19 protein-coding genes are annotated in these 17,185 nt (G+C 68.4%); 4 read left to right on the top strand and 15 right to left on the bottom strand.

Going from position 1 to position 17,185, the window contains the following annotated elements; all coding sequences use genetic code 11:
- Nucleotides 1–26: 26 nt before the first annotated feature.
- Together C3B61_RS14470 and C3B61_RS14475 are read right to left on the bottom strand one after the other, a co-directional pair.
- A complete protein-coding gene (locus C3B61_RS14470) occupies nt 27–539 on the bottom strand; it encodes an amino-acid N-acetyltransferase (RefSeq protein WP_088457303.1) in 513 nt (170 codons plus the stop codon).
- A gap of 123 nt (nt 540–662) precedes the next feature.
- Nucleotides 663–3,188 (bottom strand): ATP-dependent Clp protease ATP-binding subunit, encoded by a 2,526-nt coding sequence (locus C3B61_RS14475; protein ID WP_103461317.1) that lies wholly within the window; start codon nt 3,186–3,188, stop codon nt 663–665.
- A gap of 307 nt (nt 3,189–3,495) precedes the next feature.
- On the opposite strand from C3B61_RS14475, the gene C3B61_RS14480 reads away from it, so the two are divergent.
- The 4 genes from C3B61_RS14480 to C3B61_RS14495 all read left to right on the top strand — a co-directional run bounded on the left by C3B61_RS14480 (nt 3,496) and on the right by C3B61_RS14495 (nt 6,995).
- Nucleotides 3,496–4,143 carry a hypothetical protein gene (locus C3B61_RS14480; RefSeq protein WP_133160308.1) on the top strand — a complete coding sequence of 216 codons (648 nt, stop codon included), beginning with the start codon at nt 3,496–3,498 and terminating at the stop codon, nt 4,141–4,143.
- The gene (locus C3B61_RS14485; protein WP_088457306.1) at nt 4,143–4,373 is read left to right on the top strand and encodes a helix-turn-helix domain-containing protein; all 231 of its coding nucleotides are present in this window, start codon (nt 4,143–4,145) and stop codon (nt 4,371–4,373) included. Before C3B61_RS14480 ends, C3B61_RS14485 begins: the two co-directional genes overlap by 1 nt.
- Before the next feature lie 111 nt (nt 4,374–4,484).
- A complete protein-coding gene (locus C3B61_RS14490; protein WP_103461319.1) occupies nt 4,485–6,008 on the top strand; it encodes a hypothetical protein in 1,524 nt (507 codons plus the stop codon).
- A gap of 9 nt (nt 6,009–6,017) precedes the next feature.
- A complete protein-coding gene (locus C3B61_RS14495) occupies nt 6,018–6,995 on the top strand; it encodes a pirin family protein (RefSeq protein WP_103461320.1) in 978 nt (325 codons plus the stop codon).
- Nucleotides 6,996–7,016: 21 nt separating this feature from the next.
- On the opposite strand, the gene cls is transcribed toward C3B61_RS14495, so the two are convergent.
- From cls to folE, 13 genes are all read right to left on the bottom strand, one after another.
- The gene (cls, locus tag C3B61_RS14500; protein ID WP_103461352.1) at nt 7,017–8,471 is read right to left on the bottom strand and encodes a cardiolipin synthase; all 1,455 of its coding nucleotides are present in this window, start codon (nt 8,469–8,471) and stop codon (nt 7,017–7,019) included.
- A gap of 11 nt (nt 8,472–8,482) precedes the next feature.
- A complete protein-coding gene (locus C3B61_RS19755; protein WP_165787932.1) occupies nt 8,483–8,659 on the bottom strand; it encodes a hypothetical protein in 177 nt (58 codons plus the stop codon).
- A 42-nt stretch (nt 8,660–8,701) separates the two neighbouring features.
- On the bottom strand, nt 8,702–8,854 hold the full coding sequence (locus C3B61_RS19760; protein ID WP_165787931.1) for a hypothetical protein: 153 nt from the start codon (nt 8,852–8,854) through the stop codon (nt 8,702–8,704).
- A gap of 5 nt (nt 8,855–8,859) precedes the next feature.
- Complete coding sequence (gene lysS / locus C3B61_RS14505) at nt 8,860–10,401, bottom strand: lysine--tRNA ligase (RefSeq protein WP_103461321.1); 1,542 nt, start codon at nt 10,399–10,401, stop codon at nt 8,860–8,862.
- Between the two features lie 56 nt (nt 10,402–10,457).
- Entirely contained in the window at nt 10,458–11,333 is an 876-nt protein-coding gene (panC, locus tag C3B61_RS14510; protein WP_370290157.1) for a pantoate--beta-alanine ligase, read from the bottom strand.
- Nucleotides 11,334–11,335: 2 nt separating this feature from the next.
- Nucleotides 11,336–12,115, bottom strand: a complete 780-nt coding sequence (locus C3B61_RS14515) for a Rossmann-like and DUF2520 domain-containing protein (protein ID WP_103461323.1) — start codon at nt 12,113–12,115, stop codon at nt 11,336–11,338.
- On the bottom strand, nt 12,112–13,758 hold the full coding sequence (locus tag C3B61_RS14520) for a PH domain-containing protein (RefSeq protein WP_103461324.1): 1,647 nt from the start codon (nt 13,756–13,758) through the stop codon (nt 12,112–12,114). The genes C3B61_RS14515 and C3B61_RS14520 overlap by 4 nt, the downstream gene beginning before the upstream one ends.
- Nucleotides 13,755–14,180: a PH domain-containing protein gene (locus tag C3B61_RS14525; RefSeq protein ID WP_370290155.1), complete on the bottom strand. Its 426-nt coding sequence runs from the start codon at nt 14,178–14,180 to the stop codon at nt 13,755–13,757. The genes C3B61_RS14520 and C3B61_RS14525 overlap by 4 nt, the downstream gene beginning before the upstream one ends.
- Before the next feature lie 100 nt (nt 14,181–14,280).
- Complete coding sequence (locus C3B61_RS14530) at nt 14,281–14,769, bottom strand: DUF3180 domain-containing protein (protein ID WP_088457314.1); 489 nt, start codon at nt 14,767–14,769, stop codon at nt 14,281–14,283.
- The gene (gene folK, locus C3B61_RS14535) at nt 14,766–15,413 is read right to left on the bottom strand and encodes a 2-amino-4-hydroxy-6-hydroxymethyldihydropteridine diphosphokinase (RefSeq protein WP_103461326.1); all 648 of its coding nucleotides are present in this window, start codon (nt 15,411–15,413) and stop codon (nt 14,766–14,768) included. Before folK ends, C3B61_RS14530 begins: the two co-directional genes overlap by 4 nt.
- Nucleotides 15,410–15,805: a dihydroneopterin aldolase gene (folB, locus tag C3B61_RS14540; RefSeq protein WP_103461327.1), complete on the bottom strand. Its 396-nt coding sequence runs from the start codon at nt 15,803–15,805 to the stop codon at nt 15,410–15,412. Before folB ends, folK begins: the two co-directional genes overlap by 4 nt.
- The gene (gene folP / locus C3B61_RS14545) at nt 15,802–16,608 is read right to left on the bottom strand and encodes a dihydropteroate synthase (RefSeq protein ID WP_103461328.1); all 807 of its coding nucleotides are present in this window, start codon (nt 16,606–16,608) and stop codon (nt 15,802–15,804) included. The genes folB and folP overlap by 4 nt, the downstream gene beginning before the upstream one ends.
- Nucleotides 16,605–17,183 carry a GTP cyclohydrolase I gene (gene folE / locus C3B61_RS14550; RefSeq protein WP_174776268.1) on the bottom strand — a complete coding sequence of 193 codons (579 nt, stop codon included), beginning with the start codon at nt 17,181–17,183 and terminating at the stop codon, nt 16,605–16,607. Before folE ends, folP begins: the two co-directional genes overlap by 4 nt.
- Between the last annotated feature and the right edge of the window lie 2 nt (nt 17,184–17,185).

Here is a 17,185-nt window from a genome sequence, read left to right on the forward strand (position 1 = left end):
CCCACATCTGAGCGGGCCGGGGCGACTCAGGCCAGGCGCTTGAGCATTCGGGTGTTGCCGAGGGTGTTCGGCTTGACGCGGGCGAGGTCGAGGAACTCCGCGACGCCCTCGTCCGGGGAGCGCACCAGCTCGGCATAGATGGCGGGGTCCACGGTTTCGGTGCCCATGTCGACGAACCCGTGCCGGGTGAAGAAGTCCACCTCGAACGTGAGGCAGAACAGGCGCGTCAGGCCCAGTTCCCGGGCGTCCGCCTCCAGTCGGCCGATGAGCGCGTGCCCGATACCGCGCCCGAGCCAGTCCTCCGACACGGCGAGAGTGCGCACCTCGCCGAGGTCCTCCCACATCACGTGCAGGGCGCCGCAGCCGACGAGGTTTCCCTCGAGGTCCTCGACCACCCGGAACTCCTGCACGGCCTCATAGAAGACGACGCGGTCCTTGCCGAGCAGGATGCGTTGCTGCACGAGAGGTTCGACGAGTGCCTGGATGCGCGGCACGTCGCGGGTCTGCGCCCGGCGCACGATGAACTCCTGGTGTGTCACGTCCGCCCGCTCCCCTGGCCGCCAGCCGCGACCGATTCTGTTGTGCCGGAAGGTCAAGTCTAGGGGCGGACGACAAACGGCCCGGCGGATGTCCGCCGGGCCGTTCGTGTGGAGCTGTTGTGCCTATTCGCTGGTGATGGCCAGATCGGGCGTGCCCGGTCCGGTTCCGACAGCCGCGGCGGTATTGATGCCCACCGAGACGGCCTCGTTGCGGTTCGTCGTGGTTAACACGTACTCCCCATCGACGAAGTCCACGTGCACGTGGTCGCCGGCGTTCAGTTCGCCGTGCAGGATCTTCTCGCTCAGGCGGTCCTCCACCTCACGCTGGATCGCGCGACGCAGCGGCCGGGCGCCCAGCGCGGGGTCGAAGCCGACCTCGATGAGGTGCTCCTTCACCGCGAGGGTGAGGTCGATGGTCATGTCGCGGTCGAGCAGCCGGTCGCCCAGGCGCTTGATGAACAGGTCCACGATCTGCAGCAGTTCGGGCTTGGACAGCTGCGGGAAGACGATGATCTCGTCGACGCGGTTGAGGAACTCGGGCTTGAAGTGCTTCTTCAGTTCCTCGTTCACCTTTCCGCGCATCCGGTCGTAGCTGGTGGCCGTGTCGCCCTCGAGCTGGAAACCGACGGGCGAGCCGCTGATGTCCCTGGTGCCGAGGTTGGTGGTCATGATGATGACGGTGTTCTTGAAGTCGATCACGCGACCCTGGCCATCCGTCAACCGGCCCTCTTCCAGAATCTGGAGGAGCGAGTTGAAGATGTCGGGGTGAGCCTTCTCGATCTCGTCGAACAGCACAACGGAGAACGGCTTGCGGCGCACCTTCTCGGTGAGCTGGCCACCCTCTTCGAAGCCGACGAACCCGGGAGGAGCACCGAACAGGCGCGAGACCGTGTGCTTCTCGCCGTACTCGCTCATGTCGAGCGAGATCATGGCGGCCTCGTCGTCGAAGAGGAACTCCGCGAGCGCCTTGGCCAGCTCGGTCTTGCCGACACCGGTGGGGCCGGCGAAGATGAACGAACCGCTCGGACGCTTCGGGTCCTTGAGTCCCGCACGGGTGCGACGGATGGTCTTGGCGAGTGCCGAGATGGCCTCTTCCTGACCGATGACTCGCTGGTGCAGTGCCTTCTCCATGAAGACCAGCCGCGAGGACTCTTCTTCAGTGAGCTTGAAGACGGGGATGCCGGTGGCCTGGGCCAGGACCTCGGCGATCAGGCCCTCGTCGACGACCGCGGTGGTCTTGACGTCGCCGGATTTCCACTTCTTCTCCAGACGCAGACGCTCGCCGAGGAGGTTCTTCTCCTCGTCGCGCAGGCCCGCGGCCTTCTCGAAGTCCTGGTCCTCGATCGCGGTTTCCTTGGCGGCACGCACCACGGCGATCTTCTCGTCGAATTCGCGCAGCTCCGGCGGGCTGGACAGGATCGACAGGCGCAGGCGTGCGCCGGCCTCGTCGATCAGGTCAATGGCCTTGTCCGGCAGGAAGCGGTCGGAGACGTACCGGTCGGCGAGGTTGGCCGCGGCCACGAGGGCGCCGTCGGTGATGGACACCTTGTGGTGCGCCTCATACCGGTCGCGCAGCCCCTTGAGGATGTTGATGGTGTGCGGCAGCGACGGCTCGTTCACCTGGATGGGCTGGAAGCGGCGCTCGAGCGCGGCATCCTTCTCGAAGTGCTTGCGGTACTCGTCCAGCGTGGTGGCGCCGATGGTCTGCAGTTCACCGCGGGCGAGCAGGGGCTTGAGGATCGACGCCGCGTCGATGGCACCCTCGGCGGCACCGGCTCCGACGAGGGTGTGGATCTCGTCGATGAACACGATGATGTCGCCGCGGGTGCGGATCTCCTTGGTGACCTTCTTCAGGCGTTCCTCGAAGTCACCGCGGTAGCGGCTGCCGGCGATGAGCGAGCCGAGGTCGAGCGAGTAGAGCTGCTTGTCCTTCAGCGTCTCGGGCACATCGCCCTTGACGATCGCCTGGGCGAGGCCCTCGACGACGGCGGTCTTGCCGACGCCGGGTTCACCGATGAGCACGGGGTTGTTCTTGGAGCGGCGGGAGAGGATCTGCATGACCCGCTCGATCTCCTTCTCGCGCCCGATGACGGGGTCGAGTTTGTTGTCGCGCGCCGCCTGGGTGAGGTTGCGCCCGAACTGGTCGAGAATCTGGCTGCCCGCGGGGTTGGCCGCGGTCTCGTTCGCACCCACCTGCACCTGCTCCTTCCCCTGGTAGCCGGAAAGGAGCTGGATGACCTGCTGGCGCACCCGGTTGAGGTCGGCGCCGAGCTTGACCAGCACCTGGGCGGCCACGCCCTCGCCCTCGCGGATGAGCCCGAGCAGGATGTGCTCGGTTCCGATGTAGTTATGGCCGAGCTGCAACGCTTCGCGCAGGCTCAGCTCGAGGACCTTCTTGGCGCGCGGCGTGAACGGAATGTGCCCGGTCGGCTGCTGCTGACCCTGGCCGATGATGTCCTGCACCTGTTCGCGCACGGCATCCAGCGAGATGCCGAGGCTCTCCAGGGCCTTGGCGGCCACGCCTTCACCCTCGTGGATGAGCCCGAGCAGAATGTGCTCGGTTCCGATGTAGTTGTGGTTGAGCATCTTGGCCTCTTCCTGGGCCAGGACGACGACACGACGAGCTCGGTCGGTAAATCTCTCAAACATATGAACACTCCCTTGGCGCCAGGGCGGTTATGGCACCGATACAAAGAGAGTAACCAGCGGATGCCCGGATGCGTGCCTCTGTTCGCCATGGGCGTGACACATGTGACTCCCGCGCTCGCCTCCGTCTCCTGCAGCGCCGGCGGTTCCGCGGCATTTTCCCCGACCTGCCCCCGTTCGGACGAGTTGCGCCGGCGCAACGGAGCAGGTGGACCGCAGCGGGGCAGCTCGACTGAGGCCCTTGCTCAGCACAACGACAAACGATATGGTCGTGATCGGTATTCATATCGATAATCGTTAGGAGCATCTCGTGATGAAAACAGCCCAGGCTGAGAGGGCGCAACGCACGTCCCGGCTGGAACACCGGCTCGGCAGGGTTCTCACCTGGCTGGTACTGATCGGGGCCGTGCTCTCGGGGCTTCTGGCGACCGGCATCGGCGCCGTCACCCTGGTCGGGCAGCTCCTCACCGACAGGTTCGTCGTCACACTCTTCGCGGATGCTCCCCTGCCGTCGGCAGCGTCAACCGGCACCGCGCAGATCCACGGCGGCAATTTCGACACGGCCGAGGTCACCGTCACCGGGCTCAGCGCACTGCCCAGGTTTCTGCTCACCCTGGAGGGCTCCACCGCGTTGGCCACGGCGCTGCTGGTCTCGGCGACGGTTTTCTATTTCTGCTGGAGCGTACTGCGCCGCCGCCCGTTCAACCGTCCGGTCTTCTGGCTGGTCGCCCTGGTCGGCTACGCATTGCTGCTGGGCACCGTGCTGGGGCAGGGCTTGGGCGGGCTGGGCCGCATGATCGCCGCGGGCGAGCTGAACGGCGACGCCCCTGACGGCTTCTGGCCACTGGCCACCCTCGTCGACCTCGCACCCGCCGGCACCGGACTCGTGCTCCTCGTCGCCGCCGCCGCCATTTCCCTCGGCCAGCGTCTGCAACGCGAGACCGACGGACTCGTCTAGTGGCGCCCGCCGCCGACGACGAGGCCACGGGCATCCACTGCCGGCTCGACGCGCTGCTCATCGAGCGCGGGATGACACTCACCAGGCTCAGCGAGCTTGTCGGAGTCAGCGTGGTCAACCTGTCGGTCCTCAAGAACGACCGGGCCAGGGCCATCCGGTATTCGACCCTGGCCGCGGTCTGCGCCGCCCTGGACTGCGAGGTCGGCGACCTGCTCGTGCGCGCCGACTGAGCCAGGCCAGCAGCGTGATGCCCTTGCGAGGGCACCGGACTGCGCAAATACTGTGAGCACTCAGGCTCCACGATTTTGCGACCTGCACCCGCAGGCGAAAGGCGGCGGCACATGGACGGCTCCTCGAACCTCGCCAAACCGGCTCGCACGAACGGCCGCGCCGACCCCGCCGCCGAGATCGCCCGGCTCTCCGCCGAGAACGCTCGGCTGCGCGGACAGCTCGGCCCGGCCGCTGAACACCGAGCGTCCGCCAGGTGGCGGGCGTTTTTTGCGGCGCTGCTGATCACGATCGGGGTGCTCCTGGCCCCGGTGAGCGTGGTGGCCTACTGGACCAAGGGCTACATCAATGACACCGACAGGTTCGTCGCCTCGCTCGCCCCGCTCGCGGACGACCCCGCGGTGCAGGCGTACCTGGTTGACGAGATCGTCGCGGTGGTCAACGAGAACGTCGACATCAACACCATCACCAGCGATCTCTTCACCGGGCTGGAGAGCCTCGACCTGCCGCAGGCCGCCAAAGACGCCCTGGCGCTGCTCGAGACACCCGCCGCGCAGGGGGTCCAGCAGCTGATCGAGTCCGCAGCCACCAATATCGTCGCCTCGGATGCCTTCGCCGAGCTGTGGGAACAGGCGCTGCGCACCAGCCAGACCCAGGTCATCGCGGCGCTGGAGGGTGACACCTCCACGGCGCTGGTGATCAGCGACACCGGCGAACTCGGCATCCAGCTCGGGCCGATCATCGCAGAAGTGAAGAAGGAACTGGTCGACCGGGGCTTCTCGTTGGCGACGAACATCCCCGAGGTCGATCGCACCATCGTGGTGGCCCAGTCCGACTCGTTGGTGCAGGCGCGCACCGGGTATCAGCTGCTGAACGTGCTCGGTTTCGTCCTGCCGCTGGTGAGCCTAGGCCTGATCGTCCTCGGCGTGCTGGTGGCCAAACGACGCTCCCGCACCATGATCTGGGCCGGACTCACCCTGGCCCTGGCCATGGCCGTGCTCGCCGCCGGGATCGCGGTGGGGCGGATCCTCTTCATCAGCGCGCTGTCGCCCACGTACCTCCCCAACAACGTGGCACAGGCGCTGTATGACGCCGTGGTGCCGTTCATCAACACCACGGCCCTGTCGGTGGGGCTCGTCGGCTTCACCGTGGCCGTGGTGGCGTACCTGGCCGGGCCTTTCCGTGGGTCGACGATCGTGCGGCGGGCCACCATCGGCACCAGCGCCCGGCTCCGGGCGGCGGCGGCGAACGCCGGGGTCACGACGGGCAGCTTCGGGGACTTCCTCTATCACTACCGGCGCCTGGCCCACGTGCTGATCGGGCTTGCTGCAGCCGCGGTCGCTATCTTCTGGCGCCCGCTTGCTGTACCGGTGATCATTTGGACGGCGGTCCTGGCGCTGATTGCCGTTCTGCTCGTCGAGTTGCTGCAGCGGCCGCCGGTCGCGCCCGGGATTCCGCCGGTCCCCGGGACGAGGCCGGGCACGCCCCCGGGGCCGCAGGAACCGACGGCCGAGGCCGGCACCGAACCGGTCAACCCCACCCTCCCGTTGCCGCCGGCAGACCCCGACGATCTGCGCGGGCAGACCGGCCCGACCGAGCCGCTCGAACCGCTACGCACCCCGGCACGCCCGGAATAAGCTCACAGTGTGAGCAACCTCGAAACCGAACCGGTCGAACTCGTCTGTGACCCCAGCACGACCACCGAGGTGGGTATTGTCATCCTGCAGCCCCGGGATGTTCCCCTGGGCGGTCTGCGGGCGATGGGCGTGCGTCGCACTCTCCCCCAGCGCGCGAGAAGCCTGATCGGCGCCTGGTGCTTCGTCGATCACTACGGCCCGGACGACGTGTCGGTCACCGGCGGGATGGTGGTGCCCCCTCATCCGCACACCGGGTTGCAGACGGCGAGCTGGCTGTTCGCCGGCGAGGTCGAGCACCGTGACAGCGTCGGCAGCCTCGCCCTGGTCCGGCCGGGCGAGCTGAACCTGATGACCGCGGGTTCCGGTATCAGCCACTCCGAGGTGTCCACACCAGACACCACGGCGCTGCACGGGGTGCAGCTGTGGATCGCCCTGCCCGAGCTCACCCGACACCAGGCGCCGCACTTCGAGAACCACGTCATCACACCGGTGACGCGCGGCGCGGTCACCCTGCACGTGTTCCTGGGTACCCTGGCCGGACAGACCGCCGCCGCCACCGGGGACACCCCGCTGGTCGGCGCTCAGATCGACCTGCCGGCCGGGTCGTCGATCGACCTCGACGTCGACCGGTCTTTCGAACACGGGGTGCTCGTCGACGTCGGCACCGTCAGTGTCGGCGGCGCACCAGTGCACCGGAACGAACTGGGCTTCATCGACAGCGGACGTCCGGTCATCCGCCTGGAGAACACCGGCGACAGCCCGGCCCGGGTGCTGCTGCTGGGCGGTGAGCCGCTCGGCGAGCAGATCGTGATGTGGTGGAATTTCATCGGCCGCAGCCACGAGGAGATCTCCGCCTGGCGGGACCAGTGGCAGGCGGAGGTGATCGACGGCTCGGATGCCGCCGGCCGGTTCGGCCACGTCGCGTACCATGGTGCTCCGCTGCCTGCGCCGATGCTGCCCACCGTGCGGCTCAAACCCCGCCGCTGAACCGCGGTTCGCCGGCCGCGGCTACTGCACGGCGGAGGTCAGCCTGGCCAGGTTGTCGAGGATCGTCGAGCGCAACGGCTGCTTCATCCACTCGTCGAGGGTGAGCTCCCGACTGTCTGCCCGGTAGCCGTCCTCCACCGCCCGCAGCGCCTGCACGAACGACGCCCCACGCACCATCAGGGACACCTCGAAGTTGAGGCTGAACGAACGCATGTCCATGTTGCTCGAGCCGATCACGGCGACGTCGTCGTCGATGGTGAAGTGCTTGGCGTGCAGAACGTACGGCGCCTTGTACATGTAGATCTTCACGCCCGCCTGCAGTAGTTCCTCGTAGTAGGAACGTTGTGCGTGGTAAACGAGAGCCTGGTCGCCGATCTCGGAGACGAAAAGTTCCACGTGCAGGCCGCGCTGCACGGCTGTCGTGATCGCGTACATGATCGACTCGTCCGGCACGAAATACGGGCTGGTGATCACGATGCGTTCCTGCGCGTAGTACAGCAGCGCGAGGAACAGGCGCAGGTTGTTCTCGCCCTCGAAGCCGGGTCCGCTGGGCACGACCTGGCAGTCGATGGCATCCGAGATGTCCTCGGGGTGCACGGGCTCGATGTCGCGGGTGAGCAGCTCGTTGGTCTCGCTGTACCAGTCGGTGATGAAGATCGCGTTCAGGCCCGAGACGATGGGGCCTTCGAGCCGCACCATCAGGTCTTTCCATTTGAGGCCGCGGCGGATGTTGCTCTTCATGTTGTAGGTGCGGTCGATCACGTTCTGCGAGCCCATGAACCCGACCCGGCCGTCGACGATGACGAGTTTGCGGTGGTTGCGCAGGTCGGGCCGCTGCCACTGGCCCTTGAACGGCTGCAGCGGCAGCATCAGCTGCCACTGCACCCCGGATTCGGTGAGCCGTTTCTTGGTCTGTTTGAAGCCCGGCTTCCGCATCGACTGGATGTGGTCCATCAGCACCCGCACCGTCACGCCGCGCTTGACGGCGTTCTCCAAAGCGTCGAAGAACGGCGTGGTGGTGGGGTCGAGGGAGAGGATGTAAAACTCGACATGCACGTACTTCCGGGCCTTGTCGATGTCGGCGACCATCGCGGCGAAGGTCTCCTCATAGTTGCCGTGCAGCCGCGCCCGGTTGTCGCCGACGAGCGGCATTGCGCCGAGATTGCGGTTGAGCGCGACCACGGATTCGAGCCAACCCGGCCACGGGTGGTCGCGTTGCACGCGTTCCATGCCGGCGGTGCTGTCGAGGATGAACTGGTTGATCTCGGCCTGCATTTCCACCCGACGCTTGGGCAGGGTGCGATAGCCGATCAGCAGGAAGAGCAGGAAACCGAGGTAGGGGATCAGGAAGATCGCCAGCAGCCACGCCATGCCGGAGGTGGGCCTGCGGTTGCGGGGTACGACGATGATCGCGATCACCCGGATGGCGAAGTCAACAAGGAATGCCACCACGAGAAGGATGGTGGAAAGGTCAATACCGAACACGGTTAGGCGGCCGGTTTGTCAAGGCCGAGTCTGGCCCGCTCCTCGGCTTCGACCCGCGCGTAGGCGTTTCGTTCGGTGCGGTCTGAACGGATGATGGCGCGCACGATGATCCAGAAGAGCACCCCGACCAAAACCGTGGGCGCGAGCGAGTACAAAGCGTTGGCCCAGAAGCTATCCATAGTCCCTTCAGCCTACGCGATCTGGACGCGCCCGCCGCCGGGCTACTTGGTGAGGATGCCGAAGATCCCGGAACCGAGCAGGTACAGGCCGACGCCACCCACCACGATCCAGATCATGATCCGGTTGGTCGACGGGCCCTTCTTCTTTCCGTCGTCATCCGGCTTCAGCTGGTCCTTGGGCAGAAAAGTCATCATGCGGGTTACTTTACCAACGGGAACAGAATGGTCTCCCGGATACCGAGGCCGGTCAGGGCCATCAGCAACCTGTCGATGCCCATTCCCATGCCACCGGTGGGCGGCATGCCGTGCTCCAGGGCCCGAAGGAATTCTTCGTCCAGACGCATCGCCTCCGGGTCGCCGCCGGCGGCGAGCCGGGCCTGCTCCACGAAGCGTTCGCGCTGCACGACGGGGTCGACGAGCTCGGAGTAGCCGGTGGCCAGTTCGAAGCCACGGATGTAGAGGTCCCACTTCTCCACGACGCCGTCGATCGAGCGGTGGCCGCGCACCAGCGGGCTGGTGTCCACCGGGAAGTCGAGCACGAAGGTGGGCCGGACCAAGTCGCCCTTGACGAAGTGCTCCCACAGCTCTTCGACGTACTTGCCGTGGATGGGGTGGTCGACCTCGACGCCTTCGGCGGCGGCCAGGGCCTGCAGCTCGGCCAGCGGGGTGGCCGGGCTGATGGTGCGTCCCACGGCGGCGGAGAGGCTGTCGTACATGCTGATGCGGTCCCACTGGCCGCCCAGGTCGTACTCGGTTCCGTCGGCCCAGGTCACCACGTGCGAGCCGCCGGTGATGGCCGCAGCAGCATCCTGGATCAGGGTCTGGGTGAGCTCGGCGATCGAGGTGTAGTCGCCGTAGGCCTCGTAGGCCTCGAGCATCGCGAATTCGGGCGAGTGGGTGGAGTCGGCGCCCTCGTTGCGGAAGTTGCGATTGATCTCGTAGACCCTGTCGATGCCGCCGACGACGGCGCGCTTGAGGAACAGCTCCGGTGCGATGCGCAGGAACAGTTCGGTGTCGAACGCGTTGCTGTGGGTGGAGAACGGCCGGGCAGAGGCGCCGCCGTGCAGGGTCTGCAGCATCGGCGTTTCGATCTCGAGGAAGCCGCGCGCGGTGAAGGTGGCGCGCAGGCTCGCGACGGCCTGGGAGCGCTGCACAACGGTGCGGCGGGCCTGCTCACGGGCGATGAGGTCGAGGTAGCGGCTGCGCACCCGGGTCTCTTCGCTGAGTTCGGAGTGCAGGTTCGGCAGCGGCAGCAGCGCCTTGGCGGCGATCTGCCACTCGGTGACCATGACCGACAGTTCGCCGCGGCGGGAGGAGATGACCTCACCGGCGACAAAGACGTGGTCGCCGAGGTCGACGAGGTCCTTCCAGGCGGCCAACGATTCGTCGCCGACGGCGGCGAGCGACACCATGGCCTGGATGCGGCTGCCGTCGCCGGCCTGCAGGCTCGCGAAACAGAGCTTGCCGGTGTTGCGCAGATGCACCACCCGACCGGCCAGGCCAACGGTCTCGCCGGTGGCGGCGTCCGCTTCGAGCTCGCCGTACCGGGCGCGCACGGCGGGGATGGTGTGGGTGACGGGCACCGACACCGGGTAGGCGCCGCCGGCCGGGCTGGTCGCGGCCGCGTTCAGGCGGTCACGCTTGGCCAGGCGCACGGCCTTCTGCTCGGTCAGTTCGGCCGCGGCCTGTGCGTCATCGTTGCTGGGCGTGTCGCCGGGCACGGCGTCGGGGGTGGTGCTCATGCGGTTCTCCGTCGGTGGGCGTACACGGGCCAGGCCCGGCACCCCGTTGAAAGCGGTTAGGGGATGTCCAGTGAAATGTTGTCGATCAACCGGGTGCTGCCGACCACCGCGGCGACCAGCATCCTGGCCTGGCCGCGGTAGTCGTCGTCGACCGGCAGGAAGGTGTGCGGGTGCACGACAACCAGATAGTCCAGTTTAACCAGAGGCGCGGCCCCGATCACCGCGTGGGCGGCAACGATCGCGGCGGGAACCCCGGAGTGGGCCGCGGCCGCGGCCGCGGTCAGGCCCACGAACAGCGACCTGGCCGCGGTGCGGGCGGGCTCGTCGAGGTTGCGGTTGCGGCTCGAGCGGGCCAGGCCGTTGTCTTCCCGCACCGTGGGCACGACCTCGATGCGCACCCGCAGATTGAGGTCGGCGACCATCCTCTCTACCAGGAAAACCTGCTGGGCGTCCTTCTGACCGAAGACGGCGATGTCGGGTTCGACGATGTTCAACAGCTTCGCGACGACGGTGAGCATGCCGTCGAAGTGGCCGGGCCGGGCGGCACCCTCGTAGAGACCGCCGACCGCGCCTGCGGTCAGTCGGGTCGACGAGGCGCCGTCCGGGTACATCTCCTGGGCGTGCGGGGCGAAGACGAATGCGGCGCCCTCCTCCGCCAGCGCCGCCACGTCGGCGTCGAGGGTGCGCGGGTAGGTGTCAAGGTCTTCGTTCACCCCGAACTGCAGCGGGTTGACGAAGACCGACACGACCACGATGTCGCCGACGGCGACTGCACGCCGCACGAGCTCCCGGTGCCCGGCGTGCAGGGCGCCCATGGTGGGAACGAGCACGACGTGGGCATCGCCGCCCCTGGCCGCGGCGTTCTGTTTGGCGAGGCAGAGGCTATTACGCAGCTCGTCTATCGTGTCGATGACTTCTGGCTTGGTGAGCACGGTCACTGGTCCTCCGGGTCAAACGGGTGGGGCGGGTATGGCGGGTCGAGCAGGTGGGTGGTGTCGCCCAGATCGGCGAGGTCGTCGAGCGGATGCCTGGCGCCGGTGCGAGTGAGGGCGTTCTCGATGGCCGAGCGCACCAGCGGCGCGATCACGGCTCCCGGCGCCTCGATGCCGATCTCGCTGAGCAGCCGGGTGGATTGGTCGACGATCGAGCTGGAGAACGCCGTGGCGGTCTCGATGGCCTCGGAGTAGACCTCCCGGTCGCCCTCGGCCACGATCACCGGTTCGCCGCCCATCTCCACTACCAGGGCCTGCGCGATCGGCAGCACGGGGGCTGGGGCGGTCACGGCAAAGTAGCTGTCGGCCAGGCGGCTGATGTCCAGGCTGGTGCCCGTGAACGCCATCGCCGGGTGGATGGCCAGCGGGATCGCGCCGGCCCGCTGGGCGGGCAGCAGCACGTTGGTGCCGTAGCGTGCGGAGGTGTGCAGAACGAGCTGGCCGGGCTGCCAGGTTCCCGTGGCCGCGAGGCCGGTCACGAGGCTGTCGAGCTGGTCGTCCGGCACCGCGATGATCACCAGTTCGCTGCGCTCCACCACCTCGGGCACCGTGAGCACGGGAACGCCCGGCAGGATCGCTTCCGCGCGGTCACGGCTGGCCTGCGAGATCGCGGAGATCCCGATCAGGGCGTGCCCGGCGCCGGCGAGAGCGGCGGCGAGGATGGGTCCGACATGGCCCGCGCCGATGACGCCGATCCCCAGACGGCCCGGTCGCACCGTCACGAGGTCACCTCCGCGGCGGCGGCGGGACCGACCGGGCTGGCGGGTCGCGGGGTCGGCGCTGGGTCCTGGTCGATGCGACTCCAGTGGTGGCTGGTGTCTGACTCCGCGGACGCGACGGCACCGGCGGTGACGGTCTCCAGCAGGCGCACGGCCTCCCCCACGTCGAGCACGCCGAGGGTCGCGGTCACCGGTCCGGTCACGGTGTGCAGCCTGGCGGTGGCCAGTCGAAGACGGCGTCGGACGGGTCCCTGGTTGATGCCGACGCTTTGCAGACGGGCCAGGGGCACCAGAACGAGTTCCCTGGACAGCACGCCGCGGCGGAGCAGGACGGCGCCGGCGGATACCGCGTAGCCGGTGCGGCGCCAGGAGAACGGTCGCAGCCAGGCCGCCCGGCGGGGCGCGTTGCGGAAGCCGTCGTCGCCGCCGCGGGAGATGAGGCCGTGCTGGATCAGGACCCGCTGCTCGTCGAGCGCGAACCCGGGCAGGATCAGCTCGAGGACCTTCGCCACGTCGGTCAGCGACCCGACCGGCAGCACCGTGGTCGCCGCCTGTCCGGCTGCGCCGTCGTTGGTGGAGTGGCCGGCCTTGTTGATGCTGATCTGCCACCACCCGAAGGGCCGCCAGGCCAGCGGCTGGGTCACGCCGATGGCGTGGATGCGTCCGGGCGGCAGGGTCTCGTTGCTCGTGGTGAGCAGCCCGAAGCCCACCCGCACGCCGTCCCTGGTACCGGCAATGCTGTACCGCAGCGATTTGGTGAACCTGGAGACGTAGTATCCGATGCTCGCGATGAGGCCGGGGAAGATCGCGATCAGCAACCACTCGCTGCCGCCGACGATGACGCTCACGATGAGAGCGACGATGGCCACGGCGACGAAGACCGTGAAGCCGCTGAACACTATCGAGCCGATCAGCCGCAGCACCGGGATCCGGACGACCGACTCCGGCGGGGCGGCGTCAGGGTCCAGTTCGGGGGCGAGGAATTCGCCCACCCGGCTGGTGGCGTAGTCGTTCAGGGCCTGGCGGCGGCCGGCGTGCGCGGCGGTCGCCGTGTCGGCGGGGATCTGTGCGGGGTCGCCGGCCGGCAGCGGCGCCTCTGGCACGCTCTCGCCTGCGACGGGCCGGGGCTGGCGTGCACCGGAGGCCAGCTGCAGGATGTCGCGGCGCAGCCCGTCGGCCAGCGCAGAGCCGAGATAGGCGAGCTGCACGTTTGCGTCCTGACCGGCCACGCTCACCTCGAGCTTGGCCGCACCGAACAGCCTCGGGATGAGGGGGCGCACGATGTTAACGCCCTGGATGCGGTCCAGGCGCGCCTGCCGGTGGCTGCGGAACAGGATGCCGCTGCGGACCTCGACGGATTCGTCGCTGACCCTGAAGGTGTGCATCCGCCAGGACAGGGTGAAGGCGATGAGGATGACGATGAGGATCGCGGCGGCGATGAGCAGCGCCCAGCCCACGGCGCCGCGCTCGTAGATCTCATCGAGGGGGTCGCCGGATTGCCGTGGGATCCCGAAGACCACGTCGACGAAGCGCTCGCGCAGGTTGGCGATGACGAAGCCGAGCAGGGCGAAGACGAAGATGCCGCCGCGCAGCACCGGGCTCGCTGGATGCAGGCGGTGCCAGTCCCCGTCGGCGAGGGAGGTCACAGCCCGGCCCGCCTGCTCTCGGCCAGTTCCACCAGGCGGTCGCGGAGGGCATCCGCGTCGGCCTCGGCGAGGCCGGGGATCGCGACGCCGGAGGACGCGGCAGCCGTGACGAACTTGAGGTCGGCGAGGCCGAGCAGGCGCGCGACCGGACCGCGGGTGATGTCGACCAGTTGCATGCGGCCGTAAGGCACCGACACGAACCGCTGGTACATGATGCCGCGCCGAAAAAGCAGGTCGTCGGCGCGCAGCTGGTACCCGATCGAGCGCACCCGGCGGGGCTCGAATGCCAGCGAGACCAGGGTGATCAGCGCGATCAAGCCGCCCACCCAGGCGGCCCAGACCTGGTCAAGCAGCAGCCAGAGGGCCCCGGCGGCGGCGCACACTATGAGCAGGAAGATGACGGTCCCCACGATTTCGACCATGACGTACTTCGGCGACACGCGCTTCCATTCGCCCGCCTCCGGCAGGTCGAGGCGGGCACCGACGGGCGCCACGGCCTCGATGGGATCGCTGCCGGGGTAGTCAGGCACGGGCTGCTCCGCCATCGTTCGGTCCCCCATTGTCGTGATCGTGGTCGTCCGGCGGCAGTGTGCAGAAATGCTCCGCTACGAGACCGCCCGCGAGGAGGAGCACGGCGCCGAGCGCCATCCCGATTGCGAGCCACAACGATGTTACCGCCGGTACCACCGACCGGGTGAGGATGAAAGCCACGATGCCGAGGCCCACGCCGAGCAGGAGCGCACTGGACAGGCTGGATGCCTTGGCGAGCAGGGCGATCCGCATTGCCAGGAACGGGTCGACGCGTTTTGTCGCCCGACCTCTGGTGGCCTGGCGGATGGGCCAGGCCAGGCAGACGAGGATCACCGCGATCAGGATCAGGGCCAGGGGCAGGGTGAACGGCGGAACTATGATCGGCGCGCTCCAAGCCGTCGCCGCCAGTTCGACCAGGAACCCGACGACGAGCCCGGCCAGGCCCAGCGCGATCAGCGGTGTGGGGTGGGTGCGCTTCATCGGCGATCGTCCTCGTTCTCGGGGAGATCGTCGGTGAGGTCGTCCGGTGTGCCCGGTCGTGGCCGGCCCGGTGTCTCGTGCAGGGTCTCGGTGTGGGCGACCTCGGTATGCGCGGGGTCGGTGCTCGCGGTCACCGGATGCGCCCTGGCGGTGCGTGCGGCGACGGCCAGGAGTTCGCGCACCCGGCCCCGGCCGGGAAGCTCGGCGTCGGGGTCGATGTCGAGCCAGGGAGCCAGCACGAAGTCGCGTTCCCCCGCGCGCGGGTGCGGGAGGGTGAGCCTGTCGTCGTCGATGCGGAGGTCGCCCAGGCAGATCAGGTCGATGTCCAGGGTACGGTCGCCCCAGCGTTCCTCCCGGACCCGGCCGTGGTCGTTTTCGATGGCGTTGACGGCGTCGAGCAGGGCGTGCGGTTCGCCCGTCCAGAGCACGCTCACCACAAGATTGAGGTATCCGGGTGCGGTGCGGTCCACCCCGTCGGGCTTCACGGCGTCGGAGGCGTACACCGGGGAGATCGCGGTGAGTTGCGCGCCCGGCAGTTCGGCGACGGCGCGCACGGCGGCGGCCAGGGTACCCTCGCGGTCACCGAGGTTGCTGCCCAGTGCGAGCACGGCGGTGCGTGCCGGAGCGGCTGCGGCGTCGGTCATGCGCGGCTCCCTTCGGTTTGCGTGCGTTCGATTCGCGTGCGCTCGATCTGCACCGACACATCCGCGAAGGGGATCTCGATGGGAGCCTGCGGCTTGTGCACTGTCACCTGCACGCGTTCGGCGGCGCCGTGCGCGAGCACCACGTCGGCGATGCGCTCGGCGAGGGTCTCGATGAGATCGACGGGGTCACCACGAACGGCGTCGGCGACCTCCTCGGCGAGTTCGCCGTAGTGGATGGTGCGGGTCAGGTCGTCACCGGACGCCGCCGCACGGAAGTCCAGCCAGACCGTCACGTCGATGACGAACTCCTGGCCGTTCTCGCGTTCGAAGTCGAAGACACCGTGGTGCGCGGTGATCCGCAGCCCGGTGAGGGTGATCGAGTCGGTGCTCATGACCCTATTCTGGCCGAATCAACCCGGGCGAGCACGTTGAGGGCGGCCCGGGTGCCCACCACGTCGTGCACCCGAACAGCCCAGGCGCCCGCCTGGGCGGCGAGCACGCTGAGCACGGCGGTCGGCAGATCCCGGTCGATGATGGTGGCGTCTTCCGGCAGCACGCCGGCCAGGAATCGTTTGCGGGAGGCACCGACCATGACGGGTAGGCCGAGCGGAGCGAAGGCGTCGAGCCTGGCGAACACCCGCCAGTTCTGCTCGGCGTCCTTGCTGAAGCCGAGTCCGGGGTCCAGCACGATCTGGCTGCGCGCCACCCCGGCAGCCTCGAGCACGGCGACTCGTTCGGTCAATTCAGCGACCACGGTGGCGACCACGTCGTCGTACTCCGCGAGGGTGTCCATGGTGCGGGCGTGGCCGCGCCAGTGCATCGCGATGTATGTGAGGCCGGTGCGGGCGACCACCGCCGCCATACCGGGGTCGGCCAGGCCGCCGGACACGTCGTTGATGATGTCGACCCCGGCGTCGGCGGCCCGTTCGGCGGTCTGGGAGTTGAGAGTATCGACACTGGTCATGATGCCCAGCCGGCGCAGCTCGGTGATCACGGGCAGTACCCGGTCCTGCTCGACCTGGGGCGACACCCGGTCGGCGCCGGGCCGGGTGGATTCCCCGCCGACGTCGATGAGGTCGGCTCCCGAGGAGTGCAGGTCCACGGCGTGCCGCACGGCAGCGTCGGTACTCGCCCACCGGCCGCCGTCGCTGAACGAGTCGGGGGTGACGTTGAGCACACCCATCACCAGGGTCACCGCACGACCTGCGTCCCGCCGATGAGGGCGATGATCTCCGAGCGAGCAACGGGCAAGGCCAGGTCCCCACGGCTGGCCATGGTCACGGTGGAGCTGTGGGTCTGGCGGGGGCCCCTGGTGGTCACGCAACCGTGGCTGGCATCGAGGACCACCAGGATCCCGCGCGGCGCCAGCCCGGTCTCTAGGGTGTCGGCGATCTCTTCGGTGAGCCGTTCCTGCAGTTGGGGCCTGGCGGCAAGGGTCGTCACGACGCTGGCCAGTTTGCCCAGTCCCACGATGCGCTCACCGGGCAGGTAGGCCAGGTGGGCGGTGCCGAGGAACGGCAGCAGGTGGTGTTCGCAGACGGAACGGAACTCGATGTCACGCAGCAGCACCAGTTCACCGGTCCGGTCTCCGACCGGCACGGTGTCTCTCAGGTGGTCGAGCGGGTCCTGGCCGAGACCGGCGAAGAACTCGGCGTAGGCCGACGCCACCCGCTCCGGGGTCGACGCCAGGCCGGCCCGGCCGGGATCCTCACCGATGGCGGCGAGGATCTCGGCGACGGCCGCTTCGATGCGTGGCTGGTCGACTCCCACGG

Source organism: Cryobacterium zongtaii, from assembly GCF_002909375.1.
Taxonomy (GTDB): domain Bacteria; phylum Actinomycetota; class Actinomycetes; order Actinomycetales; family Microbacteriaceae; genus Cryobacterium; species Cryobacterium zongtaii.